General features: G+C 56.1%; 25 protein-coding genes. 11 read left to right on the forward strand and 14 right to left on the reverse strand.

Annotated features, from left to right (window positions below; genetic code table 11):
- Nucleotides 1-107: 107 nt before the first annotated feature.
- Together QVO43_RS04020 and QVO43_RS04025 are read right to left on the reverse strand one after the other, a co-directional pair.
- Nucleotides 108-1,628, reverse strand: coding sequence for a hypothetical protein (locus QVO43_RS04020; protein WP_022487302.1), 1,521 nt, complete (start codon nt 1,626-1,628; stop codon nt 108-110).
- A gap of 11 nt (nt 1,629-1,639) precedes the next feature.
- Nucleotides 1,640-2,515, reverse strand: coding sequence for a DUF2971 domain-containing protein (locus tag QVO43_RS04025; RefSeq protein WP_022487303.1), 876 nt, complete (start codon nt 2,513-2,515; stop codon nt 1,640-1,642).
- A 191-nt stretch (nt 2,516-2,706) separates the two neighbouring features.
- On the opposite strand from QVO43_RS04025, the gene QVO43_RS04030 reads away from it, so the two are divergent.
- Nucleotides 2,707-3,411 carry a LytR/AlgR family response regulator transcription factor gene (locus QVO43_RS04030; RefSeq protein WP_022487304.1) on the forward strand — a complete coding sequence of 235 codons (705 nt, stop codon included), beginning with the start codon at nt 2,707-2,709 and terminating at the stop codon, nt 3,409-3,411.
- Between the two features lie 39 nt (nt 3,412-3,450).
- Here the strand turns inward: QVO43_RS04030 and QVO43_RS04035 are convergent, their stop codons facing one another.
- Genes QVO43_RS04035 through QVO43_RS04045 form a run of 3 tightly spaced genes read right to left on the reverse strand, consistent with a single transcriptional unit; the run spans nt 3,451 to nt 6,481 of the window.
- Nucleotides 3,451-4,851, reverse strand: a complete 1,401-nt coding sequence (locus QVO43_RS04035; protein ID WP_022487305.1) for an NAD(P)/FAD-dependent oxidoreductase — start codon at nt 4,849-4,851, stop codon at nt 3,451-3,453.
- Nucleotides 4,848-5,804, reverse strand: a complete 957-nt coding sequence (locus QVO43_RS04040) for a serine hydrolase (protein ID WP_022487306.1) — start codon at nt 5,802-5,804, stop codon at nt 4,848-4,850. The genes QVO43_RS04035 and QVO43_RS04040 overlap by 4 nt, the downstream gene beginning before the upstream one ends.
- Nucleotides 5,801-6,481, reverse strand: coding sequence for a M48 family metallopeptidase (locus tag QVO43_RS04045; protein ID WP_288174494.1), 681 nt, complete (start codon nt 6,479-6,481; stop codon nt 5,801-5,803). Before QVO43_RS04045 ends, QVO43_RS04040 begins: the two co-directional genes overlap by 4 nt.
- An 84-nt stretch (nt 6,482-6,565) precedes the next feature.
- Between QVO43_RS04045 and QVO43_RS04050 the strand changes: the two genes are divergently transcribed.
- Nucleotides 6,566-7,864 carry an HlyC/CorC family transporter gene (locus QVO43_RS04050; protein WP_022487308.1) on the forward strand — a complete coding sequence of 433 codons (1,299 nt, stop codon included), beginning with the start codon at nt 6,566-6,568 and terminating at the stop codon, nt 7,862-7,864.
- Between the two features lie 89 nt (nt 7,865-7,953).
- Nucleotides 7,954-8,484 (forward strand): cysteine hydrolase family protein, encoded by a 531-nt coding sequence (locus QVO43_RS04055; protein ID WP_022487309.1) that lies wholly within the window; start codon nt 7,954-7,956, stop codon nt 8,482-8,484.
- A 44-nt stretch (nt 8,485-8,528) separates the two neighbouring features.
- On the opposite strand, the gene QVO43_RS04060 is transcribed toward QVO43_RS04055, so the two are convergent.
- Together QVO43_RS04060 and map are read right to left on the reverse strand one after the other, a co-directional pair.
- Nucleotides 8,529-9,044 (reverse strand): nitroreductase family protein, encoded by a 516-nt coding sequence (locus QVO43_RS04060; RefSeq protein ID WP_022487310.1) that lies wholly within the window; start codon nt 9,042-9,044, stop codon nt 8,529-8,531.
- 29 nt (nt 9,045-9,073) lie between these two features.
- Entirely contained in the window at nt 9,074-9,892 is an 819-nt protein-coding gene (gene map / locus QVO43_RS04065; protein ID WP_022487311.1) for a type I methionyl aminopeptidase, read from the reverse strand.
- Between the two features lie 229 nt (nt 9,893-10,121).
- Here map and QVO43_RS04070 point away from each other — a divergent pair, with 229 nt between their 5' ends.
- From QVO43_RS04070 to QVO43_RS04090, 5 genes are all read left to right on the forward strand, one after another.
- The gene (locus tag QVO43_RS04070) at nt 10,122-11,018 is read left to right on the forward strand and encodes a DUF368 domain-containing protein (protein ID WP_022487312.1); all 897 of its coding nucleotides are present in this window, start codon (nt 10,122-10,124) and stop codon (nt 11,016-11,018) included.
- A gap of 125 nt (nt 11,019-11,143) precedes the next feature.
- Nucleotides 11,144-11,356, forward strand: coding sequence for a FeoA family protein (locus tag QVO43_RS04075; protein ID WP_022487313.1), 213 nt, complete (start codon nt 11,144-11,146; stop codon nt 11,354-11,356).
- Nucleotides 11,357-11,375: 19 nt separating this feature from the next.
- The gene (locus tag QVO43_RS04080) at nt 11,376-11,603 is read left to right on the forward strand and encodes a FeoA family protein (protein ID WP_022487314.1); all 228 of its coding nucleotides are present in this window, start codon (nt 11,376-11,378) and stop codon (nt 11,601-11,603) included.
- A gap of 73 nt (nt 11,604-11,676) precedes the next feature.
- A complete protein-coding gene (gene feoB / locus QVO43_RS04085; RefSeq protein ID WP_022487315.1) occupies nt 11,677-13,842 on the forward strand; it encodes a ferrous iron transport protein B in 2,166 nt (721 codons plus the stop codon).
- A gap of 121 nt (nt 13,843-13,963) precedes the next feature.
- Nucleotides 13,964-14,104, forward strand: a complete 141-nt coding sequence (locus tag QVO43_RS04090) for a FeoB-associated Cys-rich membrane protein (RefSeq protein ID WP_022487316.1) — start codon at nt 13,964-13,966, stop codon at nt 14,102-14,104.
- A 36-nt stretch (nt 14,105-14,140) separates the two neighbouring features.
- Here QVO43_RS04090 and QVO43_RS04095 read toward each other — a convergent pair whose 3' ends face one another.
- The 6 genes from QVO43_RS04095 to QVO43_RS04120 form a co-directional block, all read right to left on the reverse strand.
- Nucleotides 14,141-14,773, reverse strand: a complete 633-nt coding sequence (locus QVO43_RS04095; RefSeq protein WP_022487317.1) for a flavodoxin — start codon at nt 14,771-14,773, stop codon at nt 14,141-14,143.
- An 82-nt stretch (nt 14,774-14,855) separates the two neighbouring features.
- Nucleotides 14,856-16,196 (reverse strand): SGNH/GDSL hydrolase family protein, encoded by a 1,341-nt coding sequence (locus QVO43_RS04100; RefSeq protein ID WP_022487318.1) that lies wholly within the window; start codon nt 16,194-16,196, stop codon nt 14,856-14,858.
- 73 nt (nt 16,197-16,269) lie between these two features.
- Nucleotides 16,270-16,770, reverse strand: a complete 501-nt coding sequence (locus QVO43_RS04105; RefSeq protein WP_022487319.1) for a flavodoxin family protein — start codon at nt 16,768-16,770, stop codon at nt 16,270-16,272.
- A gap of 35 nt (nt 16,771-16,805) precedes the next feature.
- Entirely contained in the window at nt 16,806-17,033 is a 228-nt protein-coding gene (locus tag QVO43_RS04110; protein ID WP_022487320.1) for a hypothetical protein, read from the reverse strand.
- A complete protein-coding gene (locus QVO43_RS04115) occupies nt 17,026-17,373 on the reverse strand; it encodes a carboxymuconolactone decarboxylase family protein (RefSeq protein ID WP_288174495.1) in 348 nt (115 codons plus the stop codon). Before QVO43_RS04115 ends, QVO43_RS04110 begins: the two co-directional genes overlap by 8 nt.
- A 107-nt stretch (nt 17,374-17,480) precedes the next feature.
- Nucleotides 17,481-17,900: a cupin domain-containing protein gene (locus tag QVO43_RS04120; RefSeq protein WP_022487322.1), complete on the reverse strand. Its 420-nt coding sequence runs from the start codon at nt 17,898-17,900 to the stop codon at nt 17,481-17,483.
- Nucleotides 17,901-18,012: 112 nt separating this feature from the next.
- Between QVO43_RS04120 and QVO43_RS04125 the strand changes: the two genes are divergently transcribed.
- The 3 genes from QVO43_RS04125 (at nt 18,013) to QVO43_RS04140 (ending at nt 22,183) form a co-directional block, all read left to right on the forward strand.
- Nucleotides 18,013-18,909, forward strand: coding sequence for a LysR family transcriptional regulator (locus tag QVO43_RS04125; RefSeq protein ID WP_022487323.1), 897 nt, complete (start codon nt 18,013-18,015; stop codon nt 18,907-18,909).
- Nucleotides 18,910-19,047: 138 nt separating this feature from the next.
- Complete coding sequence (locus QVO43_RS04130; RefSeq protein ID WP_022487324.1) at nt 19,048-20,955, forward strand: acyl-CoA dehydrogenase family protein; 1,908 nt, start codon at nt 19,048-19,050, stop codon at nt 20,953-20,955.
- 16 nt (nt 20,956-20,971) lie between these two features.
- Nucleotides 20,972-22,183 carry an FprA family A-type flavoprotein gene (locus QVO43_RS04140; RefSeq protein WP_022487325.1) on the forward strand — a complete coding sequence of 404 codons (1,212 nt, stop codon included), beginning with the start codon at nt 20,972-20,974 and terminating at the stop codon, nt 22,181-22,183.
- A 34-nt stretch (nt 22,184-22,217) separates the two neighbouring features.
- On the opposite strand, the gene QVO43_RS04145 is transcribed toward QVO43_RS04140, so the two are convergent.
- The coding region (locus tag QVO43_RS04145) for a Kae1-like domain-containing protein (RefSeq protein WP_441293923.1) at nt 22,218-22,547 on the reverse strand (330 nt) is incomplete at its 5' end.

Below are 22,547 nucleotides of genomic sequence, written 5' to 3' on the forward strand. Positions count from 1 at the left end.
TCTTTCAATGTTTCAGTTGAAACATTTCGTTGCTGCAGAATCGATTGTCTGTTGCTTTCTCAAGGAGAAAGCTTGTATAGTATAGCAAAGATTGGAAAGGCTGTCAACTATTTTAACAGCCTTTCCGCTTTTTCCTTTACGTCCTGGTTTTTCTCCCGGACCAGGAGCTGTTCCACACCTTCCCGGATGGGATCACTGAGGGTGTATCCCAGGTCTTTCCACTGGTTGAGGATTTCCAAGGCGGTGTTCCGGTTCATCAGGGCCGGAGATTTCAGAGCGGTTTGGAAAAGCTTTTCTCCGGTGCCCGGGAAGCCGTACAGCTGGCTGAGGATCCGGTTCAGGTCCATGTACACCCCGTCCAGCTGTTCCTGGAGGGACACTTCCCCTTCCTGGCACTGCCCAAAGACTTCTTCGAACCCGGGAATCAGGTCTTCATACAGTTCCATCACATGATGGTCGTGGTGGCTGTCCCCGGTAAGGGCATAGGGCAGCAGGTCCACATGGTCCAGTGGGGCCTGGAGCACCAGTTCCACCGCCTGCTGGGCATAGGGCAGATCCAGGGTCCGGGCCAGGTCGAACCCTTCCCCTTTTTTCATGGCCTGCTGGACGGTCTGGGCGCAGGCAAAGGACAGGAGCAGCTTGCCGCAGGCCTGTTTCACCGTTTCCCCGGCTTTGCCTTCCAGTTTGTTGGTGGCATACTGGAGGATCCGGAGGATCACCTGGTAGTCTTCCAGTTCTTTTTCCTGTTCCCCACAGTGCCGGAGGAATTCCGTAAGCAGTTTCACCGGCTGGGCCATCTCTGAAATCCCGGGTACCGGTTCATCCACCAGCAGGGCATCCACCAGGGCTTCAGCCCCTTCAAAGGCTTTGGCGGTGAGGGTGGGCCGTTCCAGCACTCCCAAAAGATCCACATGGTCCGCCAGGAGCCGGGCGGTGTATTCCGGGTTCACATCGTTGTCCCAGCCTTCTTCCAGCATCCACTGGCGGATCTGGGCAGTCCGGGGATCCAGATGTTCCAGGGCGGCGATCCGGCCCCAGCCGTATACCTGCCGGGCAGTGCGGAAGATTTCTTCCTGGCCGTCGGTCCACTGGAGAAAATTCCGGACGCAGAACAGGGTAAATTCGTTGCACCGGGCCAGGAGCCGGATGTCTTCCGCCACATCTTCCTCTTCCTGGAGGTCGAAGAATTCCAGCAGGGACAGGGCGAATTTAACGATTTCCGGCTGATCCGCCTCCTGGAGCAACCGGTGGGCAAACCAGATAAGGGGTTCCGGGTCCAGGGCTTCCCGCTGAGCATCCACCGCCTGTTGGAGGGGCAGCACAAAGGCATTCATCAGATGGTCTTCTCCCTCTCCAAAGAAGGCTTTCAGCCCCTGGACAGCCTGGTCATATGCTCCGGCCAGGATCTGCCCAAGGATTTCCTGGAGTTCCGGGCTTTCTTCTTCCCCCTTGTCCAGCCCGGTAAGGTTCCCTTCCATGAAGCCGTCACTGTAATAAAACCCCTGGGCCGGACCTTCCGGTTCCATGGCCTGGCGGAGGGAAAACTCCCGGGGCAGGCGGCCCCGTTCATCCAGGGCATCATACAGCCGCTGGAGGATGGAAGGTTGGGTAAAATCAAAATTCTGCATAGGTTCTCCTTTTATCGATAGGAACTTTTGGATACCCGGATCCGGACGTTCCGGTCGTCATAGCCGTTGGCAGCCAGGAACATCTTCAGGATATCCGGATGGTCTTTCATGTCATTTTTCGGGCCCAGGACCACTTCCCGGACGGCACTTTTGGCAAAGGGCATTTCCGTATAAGGCACCAGCCGGCTGGCTTCCGGACGGAAATGGATCTGCCGGTAGGCTTTCCGGTTCCCGGCGGCCATGTTCCCCTCTTCGTCCTTCAGCAGCACCGGCAGCCACAGGGCCCGGAGTTCTTTTTCCGAGGCAAAGCTGGCGTCCTTGCAGTAGTACCGTAGGGAAGAAAAGGCCGCATCGTCAGCAATGGCCCGGCGGATTTCCCGTTCGTTCAGGTGTTTTCCCCGGTTCAGCCGCATGCGGATCCAGTTCCTGGCCAGGGGCAGGAAGTGTTCTGCATACCCTTCTTTCATATAGATGACTTTTTTCAGGTAGTACTTGTTGGCGAAGTCCGCATTGAGGTGGACGGTGGAACAGTCGAAATCCATTTCCCGGGAAGAAAAGCCGATGGCAAAACCCTGGCCGTCGTCCGCATAGGACCGCCACTGGGGCAGGATGTCCCCGGCCTCGGAAAAACAGCCCAGGTAGATGAAGCAGGCGGAATGGTGATAATACAGATCCCGGGCAGTGTCCAGCTGATCCCGCCGGACTTCCCCCTCTTCCGCCAGGTCCTCCAGGGCCTGTTCGAAAATGGGATCCAGCATCCTGTTTTCCCAGGCGTCGTTGGTAAAAGAGGCTTCCGTCAGCCAGAGGCACTGGTTGCGCAGAATATTGAAGAATCCGCTGGTGGAGCAATAGTGGTAAATCATCTGATCTTCCTGACAGGTGGACATGGTGCGCCTTCTTTCTTCCAGGTTTCCTTTCCGGGGTGGCCTGGAGTATTCCACCAGTTATTATACCGTACCCGTCAAAAAAATGCTCGGGGAATCCATGAAATAAAATAATTTTCTGCTTTTTTAGAACATTCGTGTTATACTGTACAAGTGTCTACTTTTTTACAATTTTCAAGAACGGAGGCCCCATCATGTTCCACATTGCCATTTGTGACAGCAATCCCCAAATTCTCACCCAACTCACTGACAACATTCTCAAACTGCCCAATCCATCCGATGTCCTGAGCATCCATACCTTTTTGGGGGAGCAGGCGCTGCTCCGGGACTGCCGCCAGGGGTGCTGCTACAACCTGGTGCTGTTGGGGCCCTTCCAGCAGGACCACCGGAATCTGGCCCTGGCCCGGAAAATCCGTTCTTTTGATCCCCAGATGCCCATTTCCCTGATTTCCAACAGTTTCCAGGATTCTCTGGCCGGGTATGAGGTGCCCCTGTACCGGTGCTACCCCCACCCCTTTCCTCCCCGGATTCTCCACCGGGACCTGCAGGAACTGATCCGGAAACGCCGGAACAGCTGCTATACCTTTGTTTTTTCCAACTGGCAGGGACTCCACCGGTTCCCCCTGAAGGACGTGATCTATTTCAAGGCCCTGGGGTCCCGGATCCAGGTGGTGACCGCCCTGGGAAACTATGAGTACCGGGAGACCCTGGGCGGGCTGGAAAAGCAGCTGGGCCGGTTCAATTTCATGCGGATCCACCGGAGCTATGTGCTTAATCTCCAGTGGGTGCGGAATGTGTGGGGCCGTGAAGTGACCCTGCTGAACGGCAGCGTCCTGCCTTTGTCCAAGCACCGGTCCCGGGAACTGCGGGAGAGTTTGAAGAGGCAGAATATAGAATAAGGGGGTGCTGCTGCGCAGCACCCCGTCAATGGTCAATGGTCAATGGCCTGAGGACCCCTTCATTCTCTCCCCGATGATCCGGGCCACGTAGACGCCGCTGGCGCTGGCCTGGCTCAGGCCCCGGGTGATGCCGGCCCCGTCCCCGATGGCGAAGAAGTTGGGCAGTTTGGTTTCCAGCTGGTCATCCAGTTCCAGCCGGGCGCTGTAGAACTTCACTTCCACCCCGTAGAGCAGGGTGTCGTCGTTGGCGGTACCCGGCGCCACTTTGTCCAGGGCATAGATCATTTCAATGATGTTGTCCAGATGGCGTTTGGGCAGCACCAGGCTCAGATCCCCGGGCACCGCATTGAGGGTGGGCCGGAGGAAGCTCTGGCTCAGCCGGTGGGCGTTGGTCCGCCGGCCTTTGATCAGGTCCCCGAACCGCTGGACCAGCACCCCGCCTCCCAGCATGTTGGACAGGGAAGCGATGTGTTTGCCATACCGGTGGGGTTCCTTGAAAGGTTCCGTGAACCGGTTGCTCACCAGGAGGGCAAAATTGGTGTTGCCGCTGTTCTTTTTGGGGTCGCTGAAGCTGTGGCCGTTAACGGTGACGATGCCGTCGGTGTTTTCCGCCACCACATAGCCGTTGGGGTTCATGCAGAAGGTCCGTACCCGGTCCCCGTACCCTTTGGTCCGGTACACCAGCTTGGCTTCGTACACTTCGTCGGTAATGTGCTGGAACACAGCGGCCGGTACTTCCACCCGGACCCCCACGTCCACCTGGTTGTTGGTCAGTTCCAGCCCCAGCTTTTCGCACTGGCCGGAGAACCATTCCGCACCGGCCCGGCCGGGAGCCCCGATGAGATAGGTGCACCGGATGGTGTCCGGGCTGTCCTTGAGCACCACCTCATAGCCCTCTTCACAGGGATGGAAGGTGTCCACCTGGGTGTCGCACTGGATCTGGATTCCGTGATCCAGCAGGAACCGGTAGATGCTGGCCATCAGTTTCCGGTTGTTGTCGGTACCCAGGTGCCGCACTTTGGCGTTCAGCAGGTGCAGGTCATGGCCCAGGGCCAGCCGTCCGATTTTGCAGTTCTTGGTGGAATACACTTCTCCGGGTGCCCCGTGCTTCAGGTTGATTTCATCCACGTAGTCGATGAGATCCATCACAGTCTTTTTGGGGATGTAATCACTGAGCCAGCCTCCGAATTCAGTGGTGAAATTGTACTTGCCGTCGGAAAAAGCCCCGGCGCCCCCGAATCCCCGCATAATGCTGCAGGGTGTGCAGCGGACGCATTTTTCCACTTTCCCGGCGATAATGGGACAGCTGCGGAAATCAATGGCATGGCCTTCTTCCAGGATCAGCACCTGGGCCTTGGGGTATTTCAGGACAAATTCATAAGCGGCGTAAATGGAGGCAGGCCCCCCGCCAATAATTGCTACATCGACTTTTTTCATCATTTTTTGAACACCTCTTTGTCGTTGACTGTATTGAAGATAATGGAGGAAAGCTGATTGATGGTCTTGCGGCTCTCTTCCGGACGGACGGCCTTGTCCATCATGACCACCAGCACGTATTTTTCCTTGGCATAGACGATCCCTGCGGCGCCCAGCTGCTGATTCTGGTCGGACTGAACCCCGGCAATCTTCACCTTTTTGGGCAGCAGGGCTCCCAGGAGGTTCCGGTCCGGCTGTTTCCGGAGCAGTTCCACCAGGTAGGCATCCTGCTTCTGGGAAACCGCCTTCCCCTGGTACAGCCGGGTGAGCAGATTCACTGTATCGTTGACAGAGGTGTAGCTGAGCTGGCGTTTTTCCCCGGGAGCCAGGGTATCCTGACTGTTTTCTCCCTGGGGCAGCTGGGTGGTGCCGATTTCCGTATCTGCATACCCCTCTTTGGACAGCCACTGGTTCAGATCTTCCCGGCCGGCAATCCAGATCAGCTTGTACAGGGCGGTGGTATCATTCTGGAGCACCATGTCTTCCAGCAGGTTCCGGACGGTGACCCGGCTGCCCGCAGGGACTTTCCCCAGTACCGGGCTGGCCGGCTTCCGGTCTTTTTCCCGGATGGTGTACACTTCGTCCAGGGACAGGTCCCCGTCTTCCACCTGCCGGAGGACCCCGGCAGCCACATAAAGCCGGGCCAGATCCCCGGCGGGCATTTTACCGGAATAGTTGTAGAATACATCGTCGTTTTCCAGGGAATGGTAGTACACGGAACAGGCGGCACCGCTCTGGGCGATCACGTTGTTCAGATAGTCATAGGGCAGCTTGGTGTCCTGGGAATGGACCGTCTGGGCATTCTGGGCCTGCTGCTGTTCCTGATATTTGGGACTCCGGTGGAGAAGGGTCAGAGAGACCGTCCCCACCACAACCAGGGCAATGAAACAAAGGATGATTTTTTTGTTGATGCTCATAATGTACTCATGACCTTTCTGTGGACCTTCAGCCAGTTTTCCCGTTCCCGGTAATCCGGCAGCACCTGGGCCACCGCCTGCCAGAAGGCTTTGTTGTGGGACATATTCCGGATGTGGCACAGTTCATGGACCACCACATAGGCTATGACTTCCCGGGGGCAGAATACCAGGGGCCAGGAGAACCCGATTTCCCCCTTCCAGTTACAGTACCCCCATCTTTTTTTGGCCCGACTGCATTTGACCACCGACAGCCTGAGACCCATCTGGGAGGCATACCGGCTCACCAGTTCCCCAAGCACCGGACGCAGCTGGCCGATCAGGAACCGGGCCAGGTTCTCCCGGGTCTCCTGGTCCCCCATCTCCAAAAGGCCTTCTTCTTTCCGGTAAGAGAACCCGGTTCCGGGCCGGAGCCGGAGGGTGCAGGGCCGGCCGAAGAGCAGGAAAGTTTCCCCGTCCTGAAGGCGCAGGGTGTGATGCTCTTCCCGTTCCCGGCGGACCCTGGCCTGGGCCCCGACAATCCATTTTTCTTTTTTTGCCACAATCCGGAGCAGTTCCTGGGAGGAGATCCCGTAAGGGACCCGCAGCACCAGAGTACCGTCCTCCACCACCTCGAAGCCGATGCTCCGGCGGAAGGATTGGATGATCCGGGCATTTTTCAGTAAAGATTCAGTAACCATAGCTTTCCTATTATAGCATAGAACATTGACCACTGTCATACTTTCTCCTATAATATCAGTATTATACGGAGGAAGTGTAATACTATGGATGATCTGCAAATACCCACATCAGCCCTGACGCTGATCCTGATTGTGTTTATATCCCTGTCCGCCTTTTTTTCCGCTTCAGAGACGGCTCTTACCGGGTCCAACAAGCTGCGGCTGAAGAACCAGGCCAAAAGCGGCAGCAAAAAGGCCCGGAAAGCTCTTCGGCTGCTGGACCATTTTGACGACGCCCTGTCCACTATCCTGATCGGGAACAACGTGGTGAACATTGCCACCGCTTCCCTGGCGGCGGCGGTTTCCACAGCGGCTTTCGGTCCTTCCGGTCTGGCCCTGGCCACGGTGTTCACCACCATTGTGATCCTGATTTTCGGGGAAATCATCCCCAAAAGCGTGGCCAGCGATGCCCCGGAAAAATACGCCATGGACTGCTCCGGACTGCTCAGTGTGCTGGTGGTGCTGTTCGCTCCCCTGAATTTCCTGTTCCGGATCATGAAGAACCTTTTCAACCGGTGCCTGCGGAAAAAGGTTTCCCACCGGTTCGCCACGGAAGATGAACTGCTGCTGATGGTGGACGAAGTGGAACACGGGGGCGGCATCAACAAGCAGGACAGCCTGCTGATCAAAAGTGCCATCGAATTCAGCGACATCCGGGTCCGGGAAATCATGACGCCCCGGGTGGACATGGTGGCCATGGATATTTCGGAAGGCAGCGAAGAAGCCCTGAAGCTGTTTGGCAGCCACGGTTTTTCCCGTCTGCCGGTATTCAAGGATGACTACAGCGAAATCGTGGGGATCCTCCACGCCAAGGATTTCCTGGCAGCCTATCTCCAGGACCCTCACTGCAGCCTGCAGAAGCTGATCAAGAAGGCAGCCCTGGTCCACCAGTCCACCAAGATTTCCCGGGTGCTGAAGACCCTCCAGGAGGCCAAGGTGGAAATGGCCATGGTGATGGACAGCTACGGCACCGTCCGGGGGCTGGTGACCACGGAAGACATTGTGGAGGAACTGGTGGGCGAAATCTGGGACGAGCACGACAAGGCGGTTTCTTCCTTCCGGAAACTGGGGAAGAACCGGTACCTGGTTTCCTGCTCCTCCAATTCCCAGAACGCCAACCTGTTCGACCTGTTCAAGTATCTGGATCTGGATATCGATGATTACGGCCTGGAAAACAATTCCATCAGCGGCTGGGTGGTGGATACCCTGGAGACCATTCCCAAAAAGGGCGACACCTTCGACTGCCGGAACCTCCACGTGACGGTGACCCAGGCCAACGAGCACCGGGTCCAGGAGATCATCGTGGAAGTGCGGCCGGTGAAGAAGGATAAAAGTGAAGAGTGACAGGGCTGTCAATGGTCAATGGCCGATGGAAGCCAGCTTTGCTGGCTTTGAAAATAGCAATTCCTGTATATGAAAAGGATGTGGTTGGTATGGAAAACCGTTTTTTGATCGTGGTGGATATGCAGAATGACTTTGTGGGCGGGAGCCTGGGGTCGGAAGCGGCCCAGGCCATTACCCCGGCGGTGCTGAGGAAGGTGGCCCATTTCCCCGGGAAGGTGATTTTCACCCAGGATACCCACGGGGAGGATTACCTGGAGACCCAGGAAGGAAAACGGCTGCCGGTGAAGCACTGCATCAAGGGGACCCCGGGCTGGAAACTGATCCCGGCCCTGGAAAAACTCCAGCAGGAACATCACTGGCCGGTGATCCAGAAGCCCTCCTTCGGTTCGGTGAAACTGGCGGAAGACCTGAAGGAACTGAACCGGAAGCAGCCCATCCAGAGCATCGAGCTCATTGGCCTGTGCACGGACATCTGCGTAGTGAGCAACGCCCTGCTGCTGAAGGCGGCCCTGCCGGAAGTGGAGATCCGGGTGGACAGCCAATGCTGTGCAGGAGTAACGGAAGAAAGCCATCAGGCGGCCCTCGCCACCATGAGGAGCTGTCAGGTGGTGGTGGAATAAAAAAAAGAAATGGGGCTGTTGCACATACGCAACAGCCCCGTTTTTTACAGCACCTTCACCAATTCCTCGTTGCTTCTCCGTTCCGTGTGGAGATGGGCGGCGTGGACTCCTTCTGCGGCGTAGCCCATGGGCATGAGCAGCAGGGGTACTTCGTTCAGTTCCAGGCCGAAGGCATCGGCGGTCTGGGTCACCGGGAAGTAGTTCACCCAGCAGGATCCGATGCCCTGTTCCCAGGCTTCCAGCATCATATGGGTGGCCACAATGCTGGCGTCCTGTTCCCCGGCACGGATGCTGTGTTCAAAGGGGTTCACCCATTCCTCGTCCTTCCGGACGGTGACCATGAGCACCACCGGTGCATTGAAGGCGCACCGGGTCAGTCCCCGGATCTTTTCCAGGGCTTCTGGGCTCTGGAGCACGTACACCCGGTAGGGCTGATAGTTGTGGCCGGTGGGCGCGATCCGTCCCGCTTCCAGGATGGCGTCCATTTTTTCTTTTTCGATGGGTTTATCACTGAATTTCCGTACAGAATATCTGGCTTTGGCCAGGTCCATGAAGGTCATTTTCTTTCATCCTTTCGTTTTTTGATGGCTTACCAGCTCAGCACTTCCGGTTCCCCTTCTGTGATCAGGAGGGTGTGTTCCCACTGGGCGCTGTCTTTGCCGTCAGCGGTGTGGACGGTCCAGCCGTTCAGTTCGTCGATCCACAGTTCCGGCGTGCCGGCGTTGATCATGGGTTCGATGGTGATCACCATGCCCGGCACCAGCAGCATACCGGTTTTCCGTTTCCCCACATGGGACACAAAGGGATCTTCGTGCATTTCCAGTCCCACACCATGGCCGCCGAATTCCCGGACCACGCTGCATCCGTGTTTCTGGGCAAAGCTCTGGATGGCCGCCCCGATGTCCCCCAGGGTGTTCTTCCAGCCTACGGCGTTTTCCATGCCCCGCTTCAGGCATTCTTTGGTAATGCCCACCAGGTTCTTCCGTTCCGCCGGCACCCGGCCCAGCATGAACATCCGGGAGGCATCCCCCACATAACCGTCGAAAATGGTGGTGGCGTCCACGTTCACAATGTCCCCGCTTTTCAGCACCTGGTTGGGATCCGGGATCCCGTGGCAGATCACGTCGTTGACGGAGGTGCACACGGATTTGGGGAAACCTTCGTAGTTCAGGCAGGCGGGAATGGCGTGGAGCTTCACCGTGGTATCATACACAATGGTGTTGATGTCGTCGGTGGTCATCCCCACTTTGATGTTTTTTTCCACCGCATCCAGCACTTCTGAATTCACCTTTCCGGCTTTCCGGATCCCTTCGATCTGTTCCGGAGTCTTGATCATGTCCATCCGGGGCACTTCATAGCCTTTGGCGGCATATTCCATCAGTTTCAGTTTCAGTTCGCTTCTGTCCAACCTGCATCCTCCTTTGCGCGGAAAAGAGATTTCCCTGCGCTATTCTATTTTCTTCCAAAATACGATATAATAGAGTCTCATTGTCCGGACCGGCTAAACAGTCAGTCCGATGAATCATTATAACACAAATCTTGCCGATTTTTTTCCTGTTTGTTTCGGAATTGTTTAACCCCATTGCTTATAATAAGGAAAAGACAGAGGGGCCTGGCCCCAGAAAGGATGAACTACTATGGATCTGTTCCTGAACATGGTCCGGGGCTTCTGCATGGCCCTGGCCGACAGCGTCCCCGGGGTATCCGGCGGTACCATCGCCTTTGTACTGGGTTTCTATGATGAATTCATCAGTTCCCTGTATGTACTCACCCACGGCAGCCGGGAGCTGAAGCGGGAGGGCATCCGGTTCCTGGCCAAGCTGGGCATGGGCTGGTTCATCGGCATGGGATCTTCGGTGCTGGTGATTGCCAGTCTGTTCACCAGCCGGATCTATGAGCTCAGTTCCCTGTTCCTGGGCTTCTCCATTTTCTCCCTGCCCCTCATTATCAAGGAAGAAAAGGAATGCCTCCGGCGTACCAGCAGGATCATCTACATGATCCTGGGGATCGTGCTGGTACTGGTGATTGCTGCAGTGAACCCCACCGGTGGCCAGGGTACCAATGTGGAAATCGCCCATCTGACGCCCTTTTTGGGCGGATACATTTTCGTCTGTGCCATGATCGCCATCTGTGCCATGGTGCTGCCGGGGATTTCCGGATCCACCATGCTGCTTATTTTCGGGCTGTATGTGCCCATCATCAGCGCCATCAAGGAATTCCTCCACATGAACCTGTCCTATTTCCCGGTGCTGTGCATCTTCGGATTTGGGGTGCTGGCCGGGATCGTAGGGATCATCAAGCTGGTGAAGAACGCCCTGGACAACCACCGGGCCGCCATGGTGTACTTCATCCTTGGGCTGATGGTCGGATCCCTGTACGCCATTGCCCAGGGCCCCACCACCCTGAAAGTGCCCCAGCCTGCCATGACCTGGGAAACTTTCCACATTTTCTGGTTCCTCATGGGCGGCGTGTTCCTGGCAGCCCTCAATGGATTGAAGGCGTTTACGGAAAAGAAACTGAAGCCGGAGGAATAAAAAAGGGCTGTTGCATGAGCAACAGCCCTTTTTTGCTATTTTTGTTGACTCTTTCGTTAGTGTATGCTAACATATCACGTATGAAGATTAGGTTTCGTAAATAAATTGTGAAAAGAGGTAGCATCATGCCTTTGACATTTGCCGACGCTGGCAGGGACCTGACCGTCCTGCGGGTAGGCGGTTCCCCCAAGGTCCGTACCCACCTGGAAAACCTGGGCATCACCCAGGGTGCGGTGATCTCCATTGTCCAGCATACCCCCAGCGGGCTGATCCTGAACATCCGGGAATCCCGGGTGGCCATCAGTATGGAAATGGCCGCCAAAATCACAGTACAGTAACAGCAGGAGGAACATCAGAATGACAACTCTGAAAGACGCCTTGACAGGCAAAGATTACGAAGTGGTAAAACTCCATGGCACCGGAGCCATCAAGCGCCGGATCATGGATATGGGCATCACCAAAGGGACTCCGGTGCACATCCGGAAGGTGGCGCCTCTGGGAGATCCGGTGGAACTCAACGTGCGGGGCTATGAACTGTCCCTGCGAAAAGCCGATGCGGAAATGGTGGAAGTGAAAGAACTGTAATTTTTTATCTTTTTATTAGCTTTTTCTAACTGATTTTAAAATTAGTAATAGATGGGAAAGAAGGTCACGATTTATGGAATTCAAGATTGCCCTTGCCGGGAACCCCAATACCGGCAAGACCACCCTGTTCAACGCCCTGACGGGTTCCAATCAGTTCGTCGGGAACTGGCCCGGGGTTACCGTTGAGAAAAAAGAAGGAAAACTCATGGGCCATCCGGATGTGATCATCCAGGACCTGCCCGGCATTTATTCCCTCTCCCCCTACACCCTGGAAGAAGTGGTTTCCCGGACCTATCTGGTCAAGGAACGGCCGGATGCCATCCTAAACATTGTGGACGGGACCAACCTGGAACGGAACCTGTATCTCAGCACCCAGCTGGCTGAACTGGGGATCCCCATGGTGATGGCCGTAAACATGATGGACATGGTCCGGAAAAACGGGGACATCATCAATATCGACAAGCTGTCCCAGAAAATGGGCTGTCAGGTGATCGAAATCTCCGCCCGTACCGGGGAAGGGATCAAGGAAGCCGCAGACCTGGCCGCCAAGGTGGCCAAACACCAGCAGGTGATGGTGGCCAGACATTCCTTCGACGGCCCTGTGGAACACGCCCTGGCCCACATTGAAGAAGCCACCCAGGGAATGCTCCCGGCCCATCAGGAACGGTGGTATGGCATCAAACTGTTCGAACGGGATGAAAAAGTCCAAGAAGCCCTGAAGCTGCCCCAGTCCGTCATCGACCACATCGACGGGGACATTGAAGCGGTGGAACAGGAAATGGACGACGATGCGGAAAGCATCATCACCAACGAACGGTACAAATACATCAGCTCCATTATCCATGAATGCAACATCAAAAAGAGCAAAGGCAAACTGACCACCTCCGATAAAATCGACAAGATCGTCACCAACCGGTGGCTGGCCCTCCCTATTTTTGCCGCCATTATGTTCCTGGTCTATTACGTATCGGTGACCACCATCGGGACGGATGCTACGGACTGGGTCAATGACACCCTGTTTGGAGACATGATCATCCCGGCTGCCCATGATCTGATGGAAAGCCTGGAAGTGGCTGACTGGCTGGACGGGCTGATCGTGGACGGAATCATTTCCGGGGTGGGCGCCGTGCTGGGCTTTGTGCCCCAGATGGTGGTGCTGTTCATCTTCCTGGCCTTTTTGGAAGCCTGCGGCTATATGGCCCGTATCGCTTTCATCCTGGACCGGGCTTTCCGGAAGTTCGGCCTGTCCGGGAAATCCTTCATCCCCATGCTGATCGGCTCCGGCTGCGGCGTGCCCGGGATCATGGCTTCCCGTACCATTGAAAACGAATCCGACCGGCGGATGACCATCATGACCACCACCATGATCCCCTGCTCCGCCAAGATGCCCATTATCGCCCTGATCGCCGGGGCTTACTTCCACGGAGAATGGTGGGTGGCTCCTTCCGCTTACTTTGTGGGGATCTTCTCCATCATCCTTTCCGGGATCATCCTGAAAAAGACCAAACTGTTTGCCGGTGATCCGGCTCCCTTCGTTATGGAACTGCCCCCCTACCACATGCCCACCCTGGGGAACATCGGCCGCAGCGTCTGGGAACGGAGCTCCTCCTTCATCAAGAAGGCCGGCACTGTGATCCTGCTGTCCACCATCCTGGTGTGGTTCCTGTCCAGCTTTGGCTGGGACGACGGTGCCTTCACCATGCTGGAGGAAGATGCCCTGAACGAAAGTATCCTGGCCTTCATTGGTTCCAAAGTGGCCTGGATCTTCGCTCCCCTGGGCTGGGGTGACTGGAAAGCTGCTGTGGCTGCCTTCACCGGGCTGATTGCCAAGGAAAACCTGGTAGGGACCTTCGGGATCCTGTACGGGCTGGCAGATGCCGCAGAAGACGGCCAGGAATTCTGGGGCACCTTTGCCCAGGACTTCTCGGTGCTCAGCGCCTACTCCTTCCTGGTGTTCAACCTGCTGTGCGCTCCCTGTGTGGCTGCCATGGGCGCCATCAAACGGGAAATGAACAACGGCCGCTGGACCCTGATCGCCATCGGCTACCAGTGCGGTTTCGCCTACTGCATGGCCCTGATGTTCTATCAGTTCGGCAGCTTCGTTTCCACCGGCACCTTCACCCTGGGTACGGCAGCCGCCTGTGTGGTACTGGCCATCATGGTCTACCTGCTGTGCCGTCCGGCTCCCAAGTACAACGGAGAAATCCAGATCAAAGATGCGGCGGATGTAACGGAATAAGGTATAATGGGGGTGTGGGGATTCCACACCCCCGTTTTGTCAACAGTCAGCTGTCAACGGTCAGCGACCGAAGGAAGGCAGATGCAAAGCGTCTGCCAATGCATAAAAGGAGAAATGACCTATGGGTACATTTGTTGTGGGCCTGGTGCTCTTTCTCATCGTTGCGGCAGTGATCCGCAAGATGTACAAAGACCACAAGGCAGGGAAAAGTTGCTGCGGAGGAAACTGCGGAAGCTGTGGACTTTGCAGGGGGAAGAAATAAAAAACGGGGCTGTTGCATAAGCAACAGCCCCGTTTTTTATTTCACTCCCAAACTCTTCACCCAGTCCTTCACCTGGCTGTCCTGGATGGTGCCGGTAAAACAGCGTCCCTGGAGCCAGGTGCCTTTGCTGCCGGCCATTTCCTTCAGCTGGTCGGCGCTGCTGCCCAGGCCGGAACTGTAGGCGGTGGCAAAGGGGATCACCGCCTTGCCGGTAAAATCGTTGCTCTTTACGAAGGTATCCATGGGCCAGGCGGCAATGCCCCACCAGATGGGATAGCCCACGAATACGGTGTCATAGTCCTGCCAGTTGGCCGGTTTGGCGTTCTTCAGAGCCACGTTCCGCAGACTGGCGTCATCATGTTCCTTGTAGACCCGGGCGCTTTTGTTGTTGTAATCCAGATCTGCCGGCGTATAGGGCTTTTCCAGATCCAGCAGGTACAGATCCCCGCCGGTTTCCCCGGCAATGGTCTTGGCCACCTGTTCCGTCCGGTGGGTATTGGTGTAATAGACCACCAGCACCTTTTTGGCCTTGGCCGGGGCCTTTTCCGCAGCCGCCGTACCCACTGCCTTGCCCCCGCCATTCTGGGCAGCCTGCTGTCCGCCGCAGGCCGTAACCGCCAGCAGAGACAGCGCCATGCAGACGATAGAGATTGCTTTTTTCCACTTCATATTGTTTTCCTCCTTACCTTCTCCACGTTATTTTTATTGTATACCGGCAGTCACTGCCATGAGAAGGAACGTTTTAGGATTCCTACACACCGAATCTTTTCATCCCCTCATTGATCACCTGAGCCATTTCCTGTTTCATATTCCAGTCGCCGTGGATTCCGTCCAGGGCCAGTTCCGTAGGCAGGTCTCCCCCATTTTCAAAGGAGGCCGCCACGTCGATATGGTCCCGGTTGCGGATGTAGGCATTCACCTGGGCAAAGGACTGACGCCAATTGTCGGCGGTGGGTTCGTCAAAAGCTTTCTGGATGTTGGCGGGATTGATGGGCGGCAGGGTGAGATAGATGGGACGGATACCCAGGGCTTCCGCCTTCCGGCCGATCTCGTCCAGATCATGGATCACTTCTTCTGCCGGCACCCCTGCCCGGAGGCTGTTGGTGCCTCCCAGGATCAGCAGGTACTTCAGAGGGAAGGACCGCACATCCCGTTCGAACCGCTCCACCATCATGGCGCTGGTATCCCCGCTTTCCGAAAGGTTCACTGTAGGAAAGGCCAGATAATGGCTGTAGCTGTAGGCATAATCCACGGGACTGAAAGAAAGATGTCCTCCTCCGTGGGAAATGCTGTCACCGTAGATGCCCACCCGGATTTTCCGGGAAGGCAGGGTGGTGAACTTCTGGGGCAGGCTCCACTGGCCCACCGGATTCCCCTCCTTGTCCATGCCCTGGACCCGCCAGTAATAGGTCCCCAGCCGGGGTGCCTCGTCATACAGATCCGTAAGAGAGGTCACCTGGGCAAAGACCCGATACCGGGAAGGTGCGGTCCCTTCCGGATTCTCTGGCATCCGGTCCGTTACTTCCACTTCGTACTGGACTGCTCCCGGGTTCCCGGTATAGGCATAGACAGGATAAAGCAGCAGGGAGCCATTGGTATCCTCCATCCGGCTCCGAGGCACCGGGGCATTCCGTTCCACTTTCCGCAGGCTGCTCTCAACGGCCGCCGGCTGGGAATAGTTCCCCAGAGGCCGGCCATCCAGGTCAAAAGCCCGTACCCGGTAATACAGGACGCCGGTCGTCTGTTTCTTCCGTAGTTCCTCCAGAGGCAGCAGGGCCTGGGCGGAATAGACCCGGCTGTTCCGATATAAGGCATGGTCTGCTTCCCGGGCGGGATCCAGATTTAGAGGAATCCCGTCCAAAAGTTCCAGTTCATACCGGACAGCATCCAACTGTTCCGGCCAGGTGAGTAGGCCCAGATTCGCCCGGGACGCTTCCACCATTGCCTGGCGGTTCATCGCTGCCACAGGGGAAAGCCCTGCTGCCCGGCGCACCGTACAGGAACTGACCAGGATCACCGGAACGGCCGCCAGTGCCAGAAGACTCATGCCCAGGGCCTTTTTTTCCAGGCCGGGCAGTATTTTTCTTTCCATGATGCTTTCCCCTTTCACAGCTTTACTCTGTTTGCTTTACATCCAGCGGCGCAGACCGCGGCCAATGGGATGCTTACTTCCATCCCTGTACTTTCCGGATCCACTCTTCCACTTTGTCCTGGCTGGTCACCTGACGGCTGCCGCCGGTGGAATCGAACTGGATGGTCAGTTCCGGACCGAAAGAAGCCCCTTTACAGGCTTTTTCCATATCCTTCAGGGCATGGCCGGGCCAGCCTCCGTGGGTGGCAAAAAAGGCCGCTTTCTTCCCGGTGAAATCCTGGCTTTCCAGGAAGGTCTTCATGGCCGGAGCCATGGTATACCACCAGGTAGGGGTGCCCACCGCCACCGTGTCGTAGTCCTTCAGGTGGAAATACAGAGGGGCCAGTTCCGGCTTGTACCCTTTGGCGATATCCTTTTCCGATTCCCAGACTACTTCATCGTAGCTTTGATTCTTGTAGGCACTCAGGGTATCGATCCTGGCAAGATCGGCCCCGGTTGCCTTCTGCAGTTCTTCCGCAATCTTTTTCGTATTCCCGTTGGACCAGGAATAATAGACAATCAGCATCTTGGACATATTTTTCCCGCTTTCCTTTATTCTTCTCCCTGCTGTCATTTTTCCATATGGTACAGCAGATAATCCACATTGGTGAGTTTCTCCTGCTCCCGGTGGAGCTTGGCCAGGATTTCCTTCCGGTACTGGCGGAGACACCGGCACTGGCACCGGTCATTCTTTTCCTGGAGGATCTTCCGGATGGTCTCTTCCGGACAGCCTGCCGCCTGGAGCTCTGCCTGGCTCAGTGCCGTCTTTTTGAGGCTTTCCGCCTCCTTCTCATTCATTTCCGTATACCTCTTTGGCATACCGGAACGCCGCCCAGGCTTTGGGCCAGCCGGCGTAGAACCCCAGCTGGGTGATGGCCTGGACCATTTCTTCCCGGGTCAACCCGTTCTTTTTGGCGGTGGCCATGTGATACTGGAGGGAGCTGTCCGTCAGCCCCTGGGCGATAAGAGCCGTCACCGTCACCAGGCTCCGGTCGTGGAGGCTCAATTTATCGTTGGCGCTCCACACTTCTCCAAAAAGGATGTCATCATTGTACCGGGCAAAATCCGGGGCAAAACTCCCCAGCTGATCCCGTCCTGCAGTCTGTACCACCTTGACCGGTTCTTTTTTCTGTTCCATGGCCAAAACCTCCCCTGTCTGCAATCCAATTCCGCTTATCGTCACAACCGCCAGAATCCCTGCTGTCATGTGCCAAAACCATTGTTTCCGTTCCATGGGGCCTCCTTTTATTTCAGTTTCCCGTATTCTTCTGGATCCACCCCTTCACACCATTCATTGCTGGTGCCTTCTCCGGGCACTTCCAGGGCAAGGTGCTGGAAGGCGGAATCCGGGGCCGCCCCGTGCCAGTGCTTCACTTCCGGAGGGATGTTCACCACGTCTCCGGCTTTCAGCTCCCGGGCAGGTTTCCCCCATTCCTGGTAATAGCCCCGGCCGGCGGTGACGATGAGGATCTGTCCGCCTCCTTTGGCTGCATGGTGGATGTGCCAGTGGTTCCGGCAGCCCGGTTCAAAGGTCACCACAGCAGTGGGCACCTGTTCCAGGGTCAGCATATTCAGATAACTCTTTCCATCAAAATATTGGGCATAGCCCGTATTTTCTTCCCCCAGGGCAAAGGGGCTCATTTTTTCCAGTTCTTCCAGATCCATAGGTTGATCTCTCCTTTCCTGTTCTTCCTGTATTGTATTCCAAACTCTTTAAGATGTATAATACTTATAGCAACTACTTACAAATGCGTTTTTTCTATTGCAGGAGGGAACCATGGAAATCCGTACCCTGAAATATTTTCTGGCGGTGGCCCGGGAACAGAACATGACCGAAGCCGCCAATGTGCTGTTCGTCACCCAGCCCACCCTGTCCCGGCAGATGGCGGACCTGGAAAAGGAACTGGGCAAAAAGCTCTTTGTCCGGACCAACCGGAGCACTACCCTGACGGAAGAAGGGATGCACCTGCGCCAGCGGGCAGAAGAGATCCTGGCCCTGGTGGACCAGACCAAAGAAGAGATCCGGGAAGACGACATGGACCTTTCCGGCTGCATCCGGATCGGTGCCGGAGAAACCCGGGCCATGCATTGGATCACCGACACTTTCGGGGAACTCCATCAGGAATATCCCAGTCTCACCATCGAACTGTTCACCAACAACGCGGACGGGGTCCAGGAACGGCTGGAACACGGGCTGCTGGATTTTGGTCTGTTCATCGAACCCTTCAACCCGGAAAAATACAACTTTCTCCATCTCCCGGAACCGGACCGGGTGGGCATCGTCACCAGTCTCCACAGTCCCTGGGCCCATCTGGAAAAAGTGACCCCCAAAGATCTCCTGGCCATGCCCCTTCTCATTTCCTCCCGGACCACCCAGAAGACCTTTGATTTTTCCCGCTGGTCCGGCGGTCAGGTGACCCTGGATAATCTCCAGGTGGCAGGCCGTTTCGACCTGATCGGCAACGCATCCCTGCTGGTCCGTACCGGTCAGATCAATGCTCTGGGTCTGGACAATCTGCTCCAAATCGAAACCCAGGGGCTGAAATTCATCCCTCTGGATTCGCCCCTATCCGCCGGCAGTCTGGTGGCCTGGAAGAAGTTCCGTCTCCTGTCCCGGTCCAGCCAGGTGTTCCTGGACCGGTTAAAGCAGAAACTTTCTGATTTTTCCCATTGACAAACGTATATGAAAAGTGTACCATTGAATCATATAAAGATAGAATTATTATTAAAATAATTTTATTTTTAAATTGGTATGTTGTGACTAACTGAAGGTTCTGACAAACTGATTTTCCAAGACAGAGGAGGTACGCGTATGTTATTCACCACCACACAGGAACATGAAGAATTCCGCGCCAAAGTACGGGGGTTTGCGGAAACCAAGATCAAACCCATTGCGTTCATGCTGGACAAGGAAAACAAGTTCCCTGATGAACAGGTTAAAGAAATGGGCGAACTGGGATGGATGGGCATCCCCTTCCCCAAAGAATATGGCGGTGCCGGGCTGGACTACATCAGCTACGCCATTGCCGTGGAAGAACTGGCCCGGGTGGACGGAGGCGCCGGTGTTATCCTGTCCGCCCATGTGTCCCTGGGCTCCTATCCCATCTTCGCCTTCGGCACCGAAGAACAGAAACGGAAATACCTGGTGCCCCTGGCTTCCGGGGAAAAAATCGGGGCTTTCGGCCTGACGGAACCCAACGCCGGTTCTGACGCCGGGGAAACGGAAACCACCGCGGAATTCGACGGGACCCACTGGATCCTCAACGGGAACAAGATTTTCATCACCAATGCAGGGAAAGCCGATACCTATGTGGTGTTTGCCGTCACTGAACCGGGGAAAGGCACCCGGGGCATCAGCGCCTTCATCGTGGAAAAAGGCATGCCGGGCTTCACCTTCGGTGACCATTATGACAAACTGGGGATCCGTTCCTCTGCCACGGCGGAACTGATCTTCAACAATGTGAAGCTGCCCAAGGAAAATCTGCTGGGCAAACGGGGCCAGGGCTTCAAGATTGCCATGGCTACCCTGGACGGCGGCCGGATCGGGATCGCGGCCCAGGCCCTGGGGATCGCCCAGGGTGCCTATGAAGCGGCTCTGAACTACTCCAAGGAACGGATCCAGTTCAATGCTCCCATCTGCCAGAACCAGGGTGTTTCCTTCAAGCTGGCGGATATGGCCACCAAACTCCGGGCTGCCCGGTTCCTGGTATACAGCGCTGCGGAACTGAAGCAGGAACACCAGGATTACGGCATGGAAAGCGCCATGGCCAAGATGTACGCTTCCGATGCGGCAGTCTCCATTACCAACGATGCCCTCCAGATCTTCGGCGGCACCGGTTACCTGAAAGGCATGGATGTGGAACGGTTCTACCGGGATGCCAAGATCACCACCATCTACGAAGGCACCAACGAAATCCAGCGGGTGGTCATTGCCTCCCACATTACGGATAAGATGTCCGTGGCCAAGCACGGGGGCGCTCCCAAGCAGAATGCAGCCATTACCGGGGCCCGGAAGAAACAGATCTTCAAGGACGGCACCCCGGAAGAACAGGTAGCTGCCCTGGTGGAAGCCCTGAAGAACGACGGCTATGACTTTACCGTGGGCATCCCTCTGGATACTCCCATCTCCGATGCGGAACGGGTGGTCAGCGCCGGCAAGGGCATCGGGGAAAAGGCCAACATGAAGCTGATCGAAGAACTGGCCCGCCAGGCCGGGGCTGCGGTAGGTTCCTCCCGTCCTGTGGCGGAAACTCTCCAGTATGTACCCATTGACCGGTATGTGGGCATGAGCGGTCAGAAGTTCAACGGCAACCTGTACATTGCCTGCGGCATCTCTGGTGCGGTCCAGCACCTGAAGGGCATCAAGAACGCCACCACCATTGTAGCCATCAACATCAACGCCGGGGCCCCCATCTTCAAGAACTGCGACTACGGCATCGTAGGCGACGTGAAGGTGATCCTGCCGCTCCTGGCCAAGGCCCTGAACAACGGCCAGCCCAAGAAACCCGCTCCTCCCATGGTCAAGATGAAGAGACCTCTGATCCTGAAAGACATGCCGGAAGGCCGCTATGTCTGCAAGGGCTGCGGTTATGAATACAACCCGGATCTGGGCGACCCGGATGCGGATGTGAAGCCGGGAACCAAGTTCCAGGATCTGCCGGAAGACTGGGTATGCCCGCTGTGCAACTCCGCCAAGACTGAATTCGTACCCGTAAAGTGAGAAAAGGAGCATAACTATGGAATGTGTAAGAAAATTAACCAATGACTTATACTGGGTAGGGGCGGATGACCGCCGGTTGGCACTGTTTGAAAACATCCATCCCATTCCCCGGGGCGTTTCCTACAACTCCTATCTGCTGCTGGACGAAAAGACCGTGCTGTTCGACACTGCGGACTGGTCCGTATGCAAGCAGTTCCTGGAAAACGTGGAAGGGGTCCTGAAAGGCCGGAAACTGGACTACCTGATCATCAACCATGTGGAACCGGACCATGCGGCTTCCATCGAAGAAGTGCTGCTCCGTCACCCGGAAACCACGGTGATCAGCAATGAACAGGCCTTCACCCTGATGGACCAGTTCGGCTACCGGGTGGAAGGGGAAAAACAGATCGTGGTGAAAGAGGGCGACACCCAGAAGTTCGGAAAACACACCATCGCTTTTGTGGCCGCTCCCATGGTCCACTGGCCGGAAGCCATGGTCTCCTTCGACCTGACCACCGGTACTCTGTTCTCCGCCGATGCCTTCGGTTCCTTCGGAGCCCTGGGCGGCCGGATTTTCAACGACGAAGTGAACTTCGACCGGGACTGGCTGGATGATGCCCGCCGGTACTACACCAACATCGTAGGGAAATACGGGCCCTTCGTCATGGATCTTCTGGGCAAGGCCAGCCAGCTGGACATCAAGATGATCTGCCCTCTCCACGGGCCGGTATGGCGGAACAACATCAAATACATCGTGGACAAGTACATCCACTGGGCCACCTATGAACCGGAAGAAAAAGGTGTGCTCCTGGTCTATGCCTCCATGTACGGCAACACCGAAAGCACTGCTTCCGTACTGGCGGCCAAGCTGGCGGAAAAGGGCATGACCAATATCCATATGTACGATGTGTCCAAAACGGACATTTCCTACCTGATCTCCGATGCCTTCAAATACAGCCATCTGGTGCTGGCTTCCGTCACCTACAACCTGGGAATCTATCCCAAGATGCTGAACTTCCTGGAAGACATGAAGGCCCTGAACCTGCAGAAACGGATCGTGGGGATCATCGAAAACGGATCCTGGGCCTGCACCGTAGGCGGTCTCATGACGGAATTCCTGGAAAACAACATGAAGGCCATGACCGTCCTCCAGGACGGGGTGACCATCAACTCCCAGATGACCGGAGGCCAGGAACGGAGCATGAACGATCTGGTGGATGCCATTTTGAATTCCATGAAAGAAGCGTGAAAAAAGGGCTGTTGCTTATGCAACAGCCCTTTTTTTATTCCCCCAGCTTCAAACTGGGATCTGCGTTCAGGTCCAGGTTGGCGAAGTCCTGGTTCAGATACTGGTAGTAGCCCCGTACGCCAATCATCACCGCGTTGTCGGTGCAGAGTATGGGGGTGGGATGGACCAGTTCTGCTCCCGCTTCCCGGGCCCCCTGGGCCAGGGCTTCCTGGAGGCATTTGTTGGCGGACACCCCGCCGGCCAGGACAATCTTTTTCAGGCCTGTGGCCTGGATGGCTTCCTGGCTTTTCTTCACCAGCACGTCCACAATGGCCTGCTGGAAAGAGGCCGCCACATCTTCCCGGCGGAAGCCGCTTTTCCGCTG

The organism is Acidaminococcus sp. CAG:542 (genome assembly GCF_000437815.1).
Taxonomy (GTDB): Bacteria; Bacillota; Negativicutes; order Acidaminococcales; family Acidaminococcaceae; genus Acidaminococcus.

Bases quoted from the DNA above. Each gene is read 5' to 3' on its own strand.
- QVO43_RS04040 (WP_022487306.1), bottom strand. From the start codon at position 5,804: ATGAGCATCAACAAAAAAATCATCCTTTGTTTCATTGCCCTGGTTGTG.
- QVO43_RS04095 (WP_022487317.1), bottom strand. From the start codon at position 14,773: ATGAAGTGGAAAAAAGCAATCTCTATCGTCTGCATGGCGCTGTCTCTG.
- QVO43_RS04080 (WP_022487314.1), top strand. From the start codon at position 11,376: ATGACAACTCTGAAAGACGCCTTGACAGGCAAAGATTACGAAGTGGTA.
- QVO43_RS04020 (WP_022487302.1), bottom strand. From the start codon at position 1,628: ATGCAGAATTTTGATTTTACCCAACCTTCCATCCTCCAGCGGCTGTAT.
- QVO43_RS04050 (WP_022487308.1), top strand. From the start codon at position 6,566: ATGGATGATCTGCAAATACCCACATCAGCCCTGACGCTGATCCTGATT.
- QVO43_RS04035 (WP_022487305.1), bottom strand. From the start codon at position 4,851: ATGATGAAAAAAGTCGATGTAGCAATTATTGGCGGGGGGCCTGCCTCC.
- QVO43_RS04060 (WP_022487310.1), bottom strand. From the start codon at position 9,044: ATGACCTTCATGGACCTGGCCAAAGCCAGATATTCTGTACGGAAATTC.
- QVO43_RS04070 (WP_022487312.1), top strand. From the start codon at position 10,122: ATGGATCTGTTCCTGAACATGGTCCGGGGCTTCTGCATGGCCCTGGCC.
- QVO43_RS04130 (WP_022487324.1), top strand. From the start codon at position 19,048: ATGTTATTCACCACCACACAGGAACATGAAGAATTCCGCGCCAAAGTA.
- QVO43_RS04140 (WP_022487325.1), top strand. From the start codon at position 20,972: ATGGAATGTGTAAGAAAATTAACCAATGACTTATACTGGGTAGGGGCG.
- QVO43_RS04110 (WP_022487320.1), bottom strand. From the start codon at position 17,033: ATGAATGAGAAGGAGGCGGAAAGCCTCAAAAAGACGGCACTGAGCCAG.
- QVO43_RS04030 (WP_022487304.1), top strand. From the start codon at position 2,707: ATGTTCCACATTGCCATTTGTGACAGCAATCCCCAAATTCTCACCCAA.
- QVO43_RS04055 (WP_022487309.1), top strand. From the start codon at position 7,954: ATGGAAAACCGTTTTTTGATCGTGGTGGATATGCAGAATGACTTTGTG.
- QVO43_RS04045 (WP_288174494.1), bottom strand. From the start codon at position 6,481: ATGGTTACTGAATCTTTACTGAAAAATGCCCGGATCATCCAATCCTTC.
- QVO43_RS04075 (WP_022487313.1), top strand. From the start codon at position 11,144: ATGCCTTTGACATTTGCCGACGCTGGCAGGGACCTGACCGTCCTGCGG.
- QVO43_RS04100 (WP_022487318.1), bottom strand. From the start codon at position 16,196: ATGGAAAGAAAAATACTGCCCGGCCTGGAAAAAAAGGCCCTGGGCATG.
- QVO43_RS04125 (WP_022487323.1), top strand. From the start codon at position 18,013: ATGGAAATCCGTACCCTGAAATATTTTCTGGCGGTGGCCCGGGAACAG.
- QVO43_RS04120 (WP_022487322.1), bottom strand. From the start codon at position 17,900: ATGGATCTGGAAGAACTGGAAAAAATGAGCCCCTTTGCCCTGGGGGAA.
- QVO43_RS04025 (WP_022487303.1), bottom strand. From the start codon at position 2,515: ATGTCCACCTGTCAGGAAGATCAGATGATTTACCACTATTGCTCCACC.
- QVO43_RS04090 (WP_022487316.1), top strand. From the start codon at position 13,964: ATGGGTACATTTGTTGTGGGCCTGGTGCTCTTTCTCATCGTTGCGGCA.
- feoB (WP_022487315.1), top strand. From the start codon at position 11,677: ATGGAATTCAAGATTGCCCTTGCCGGGAACCCCAATACCGGCAAGACC.
- QVO43_RS04105 (WP_022487319.1), bottom strand. From the start codon at position 16,770: ATGTCCAAGATGCTGATTGTCTATTATTCCTGGTCCAACGGGAATACG.
- QVO43_RS04115 (WP_288174495.1), bottom strand. From the start codon at position 17,373: ATGGAACAGAAAAAAGAACCGGTCAAGGTGGTACAGACTGCAGGACGG.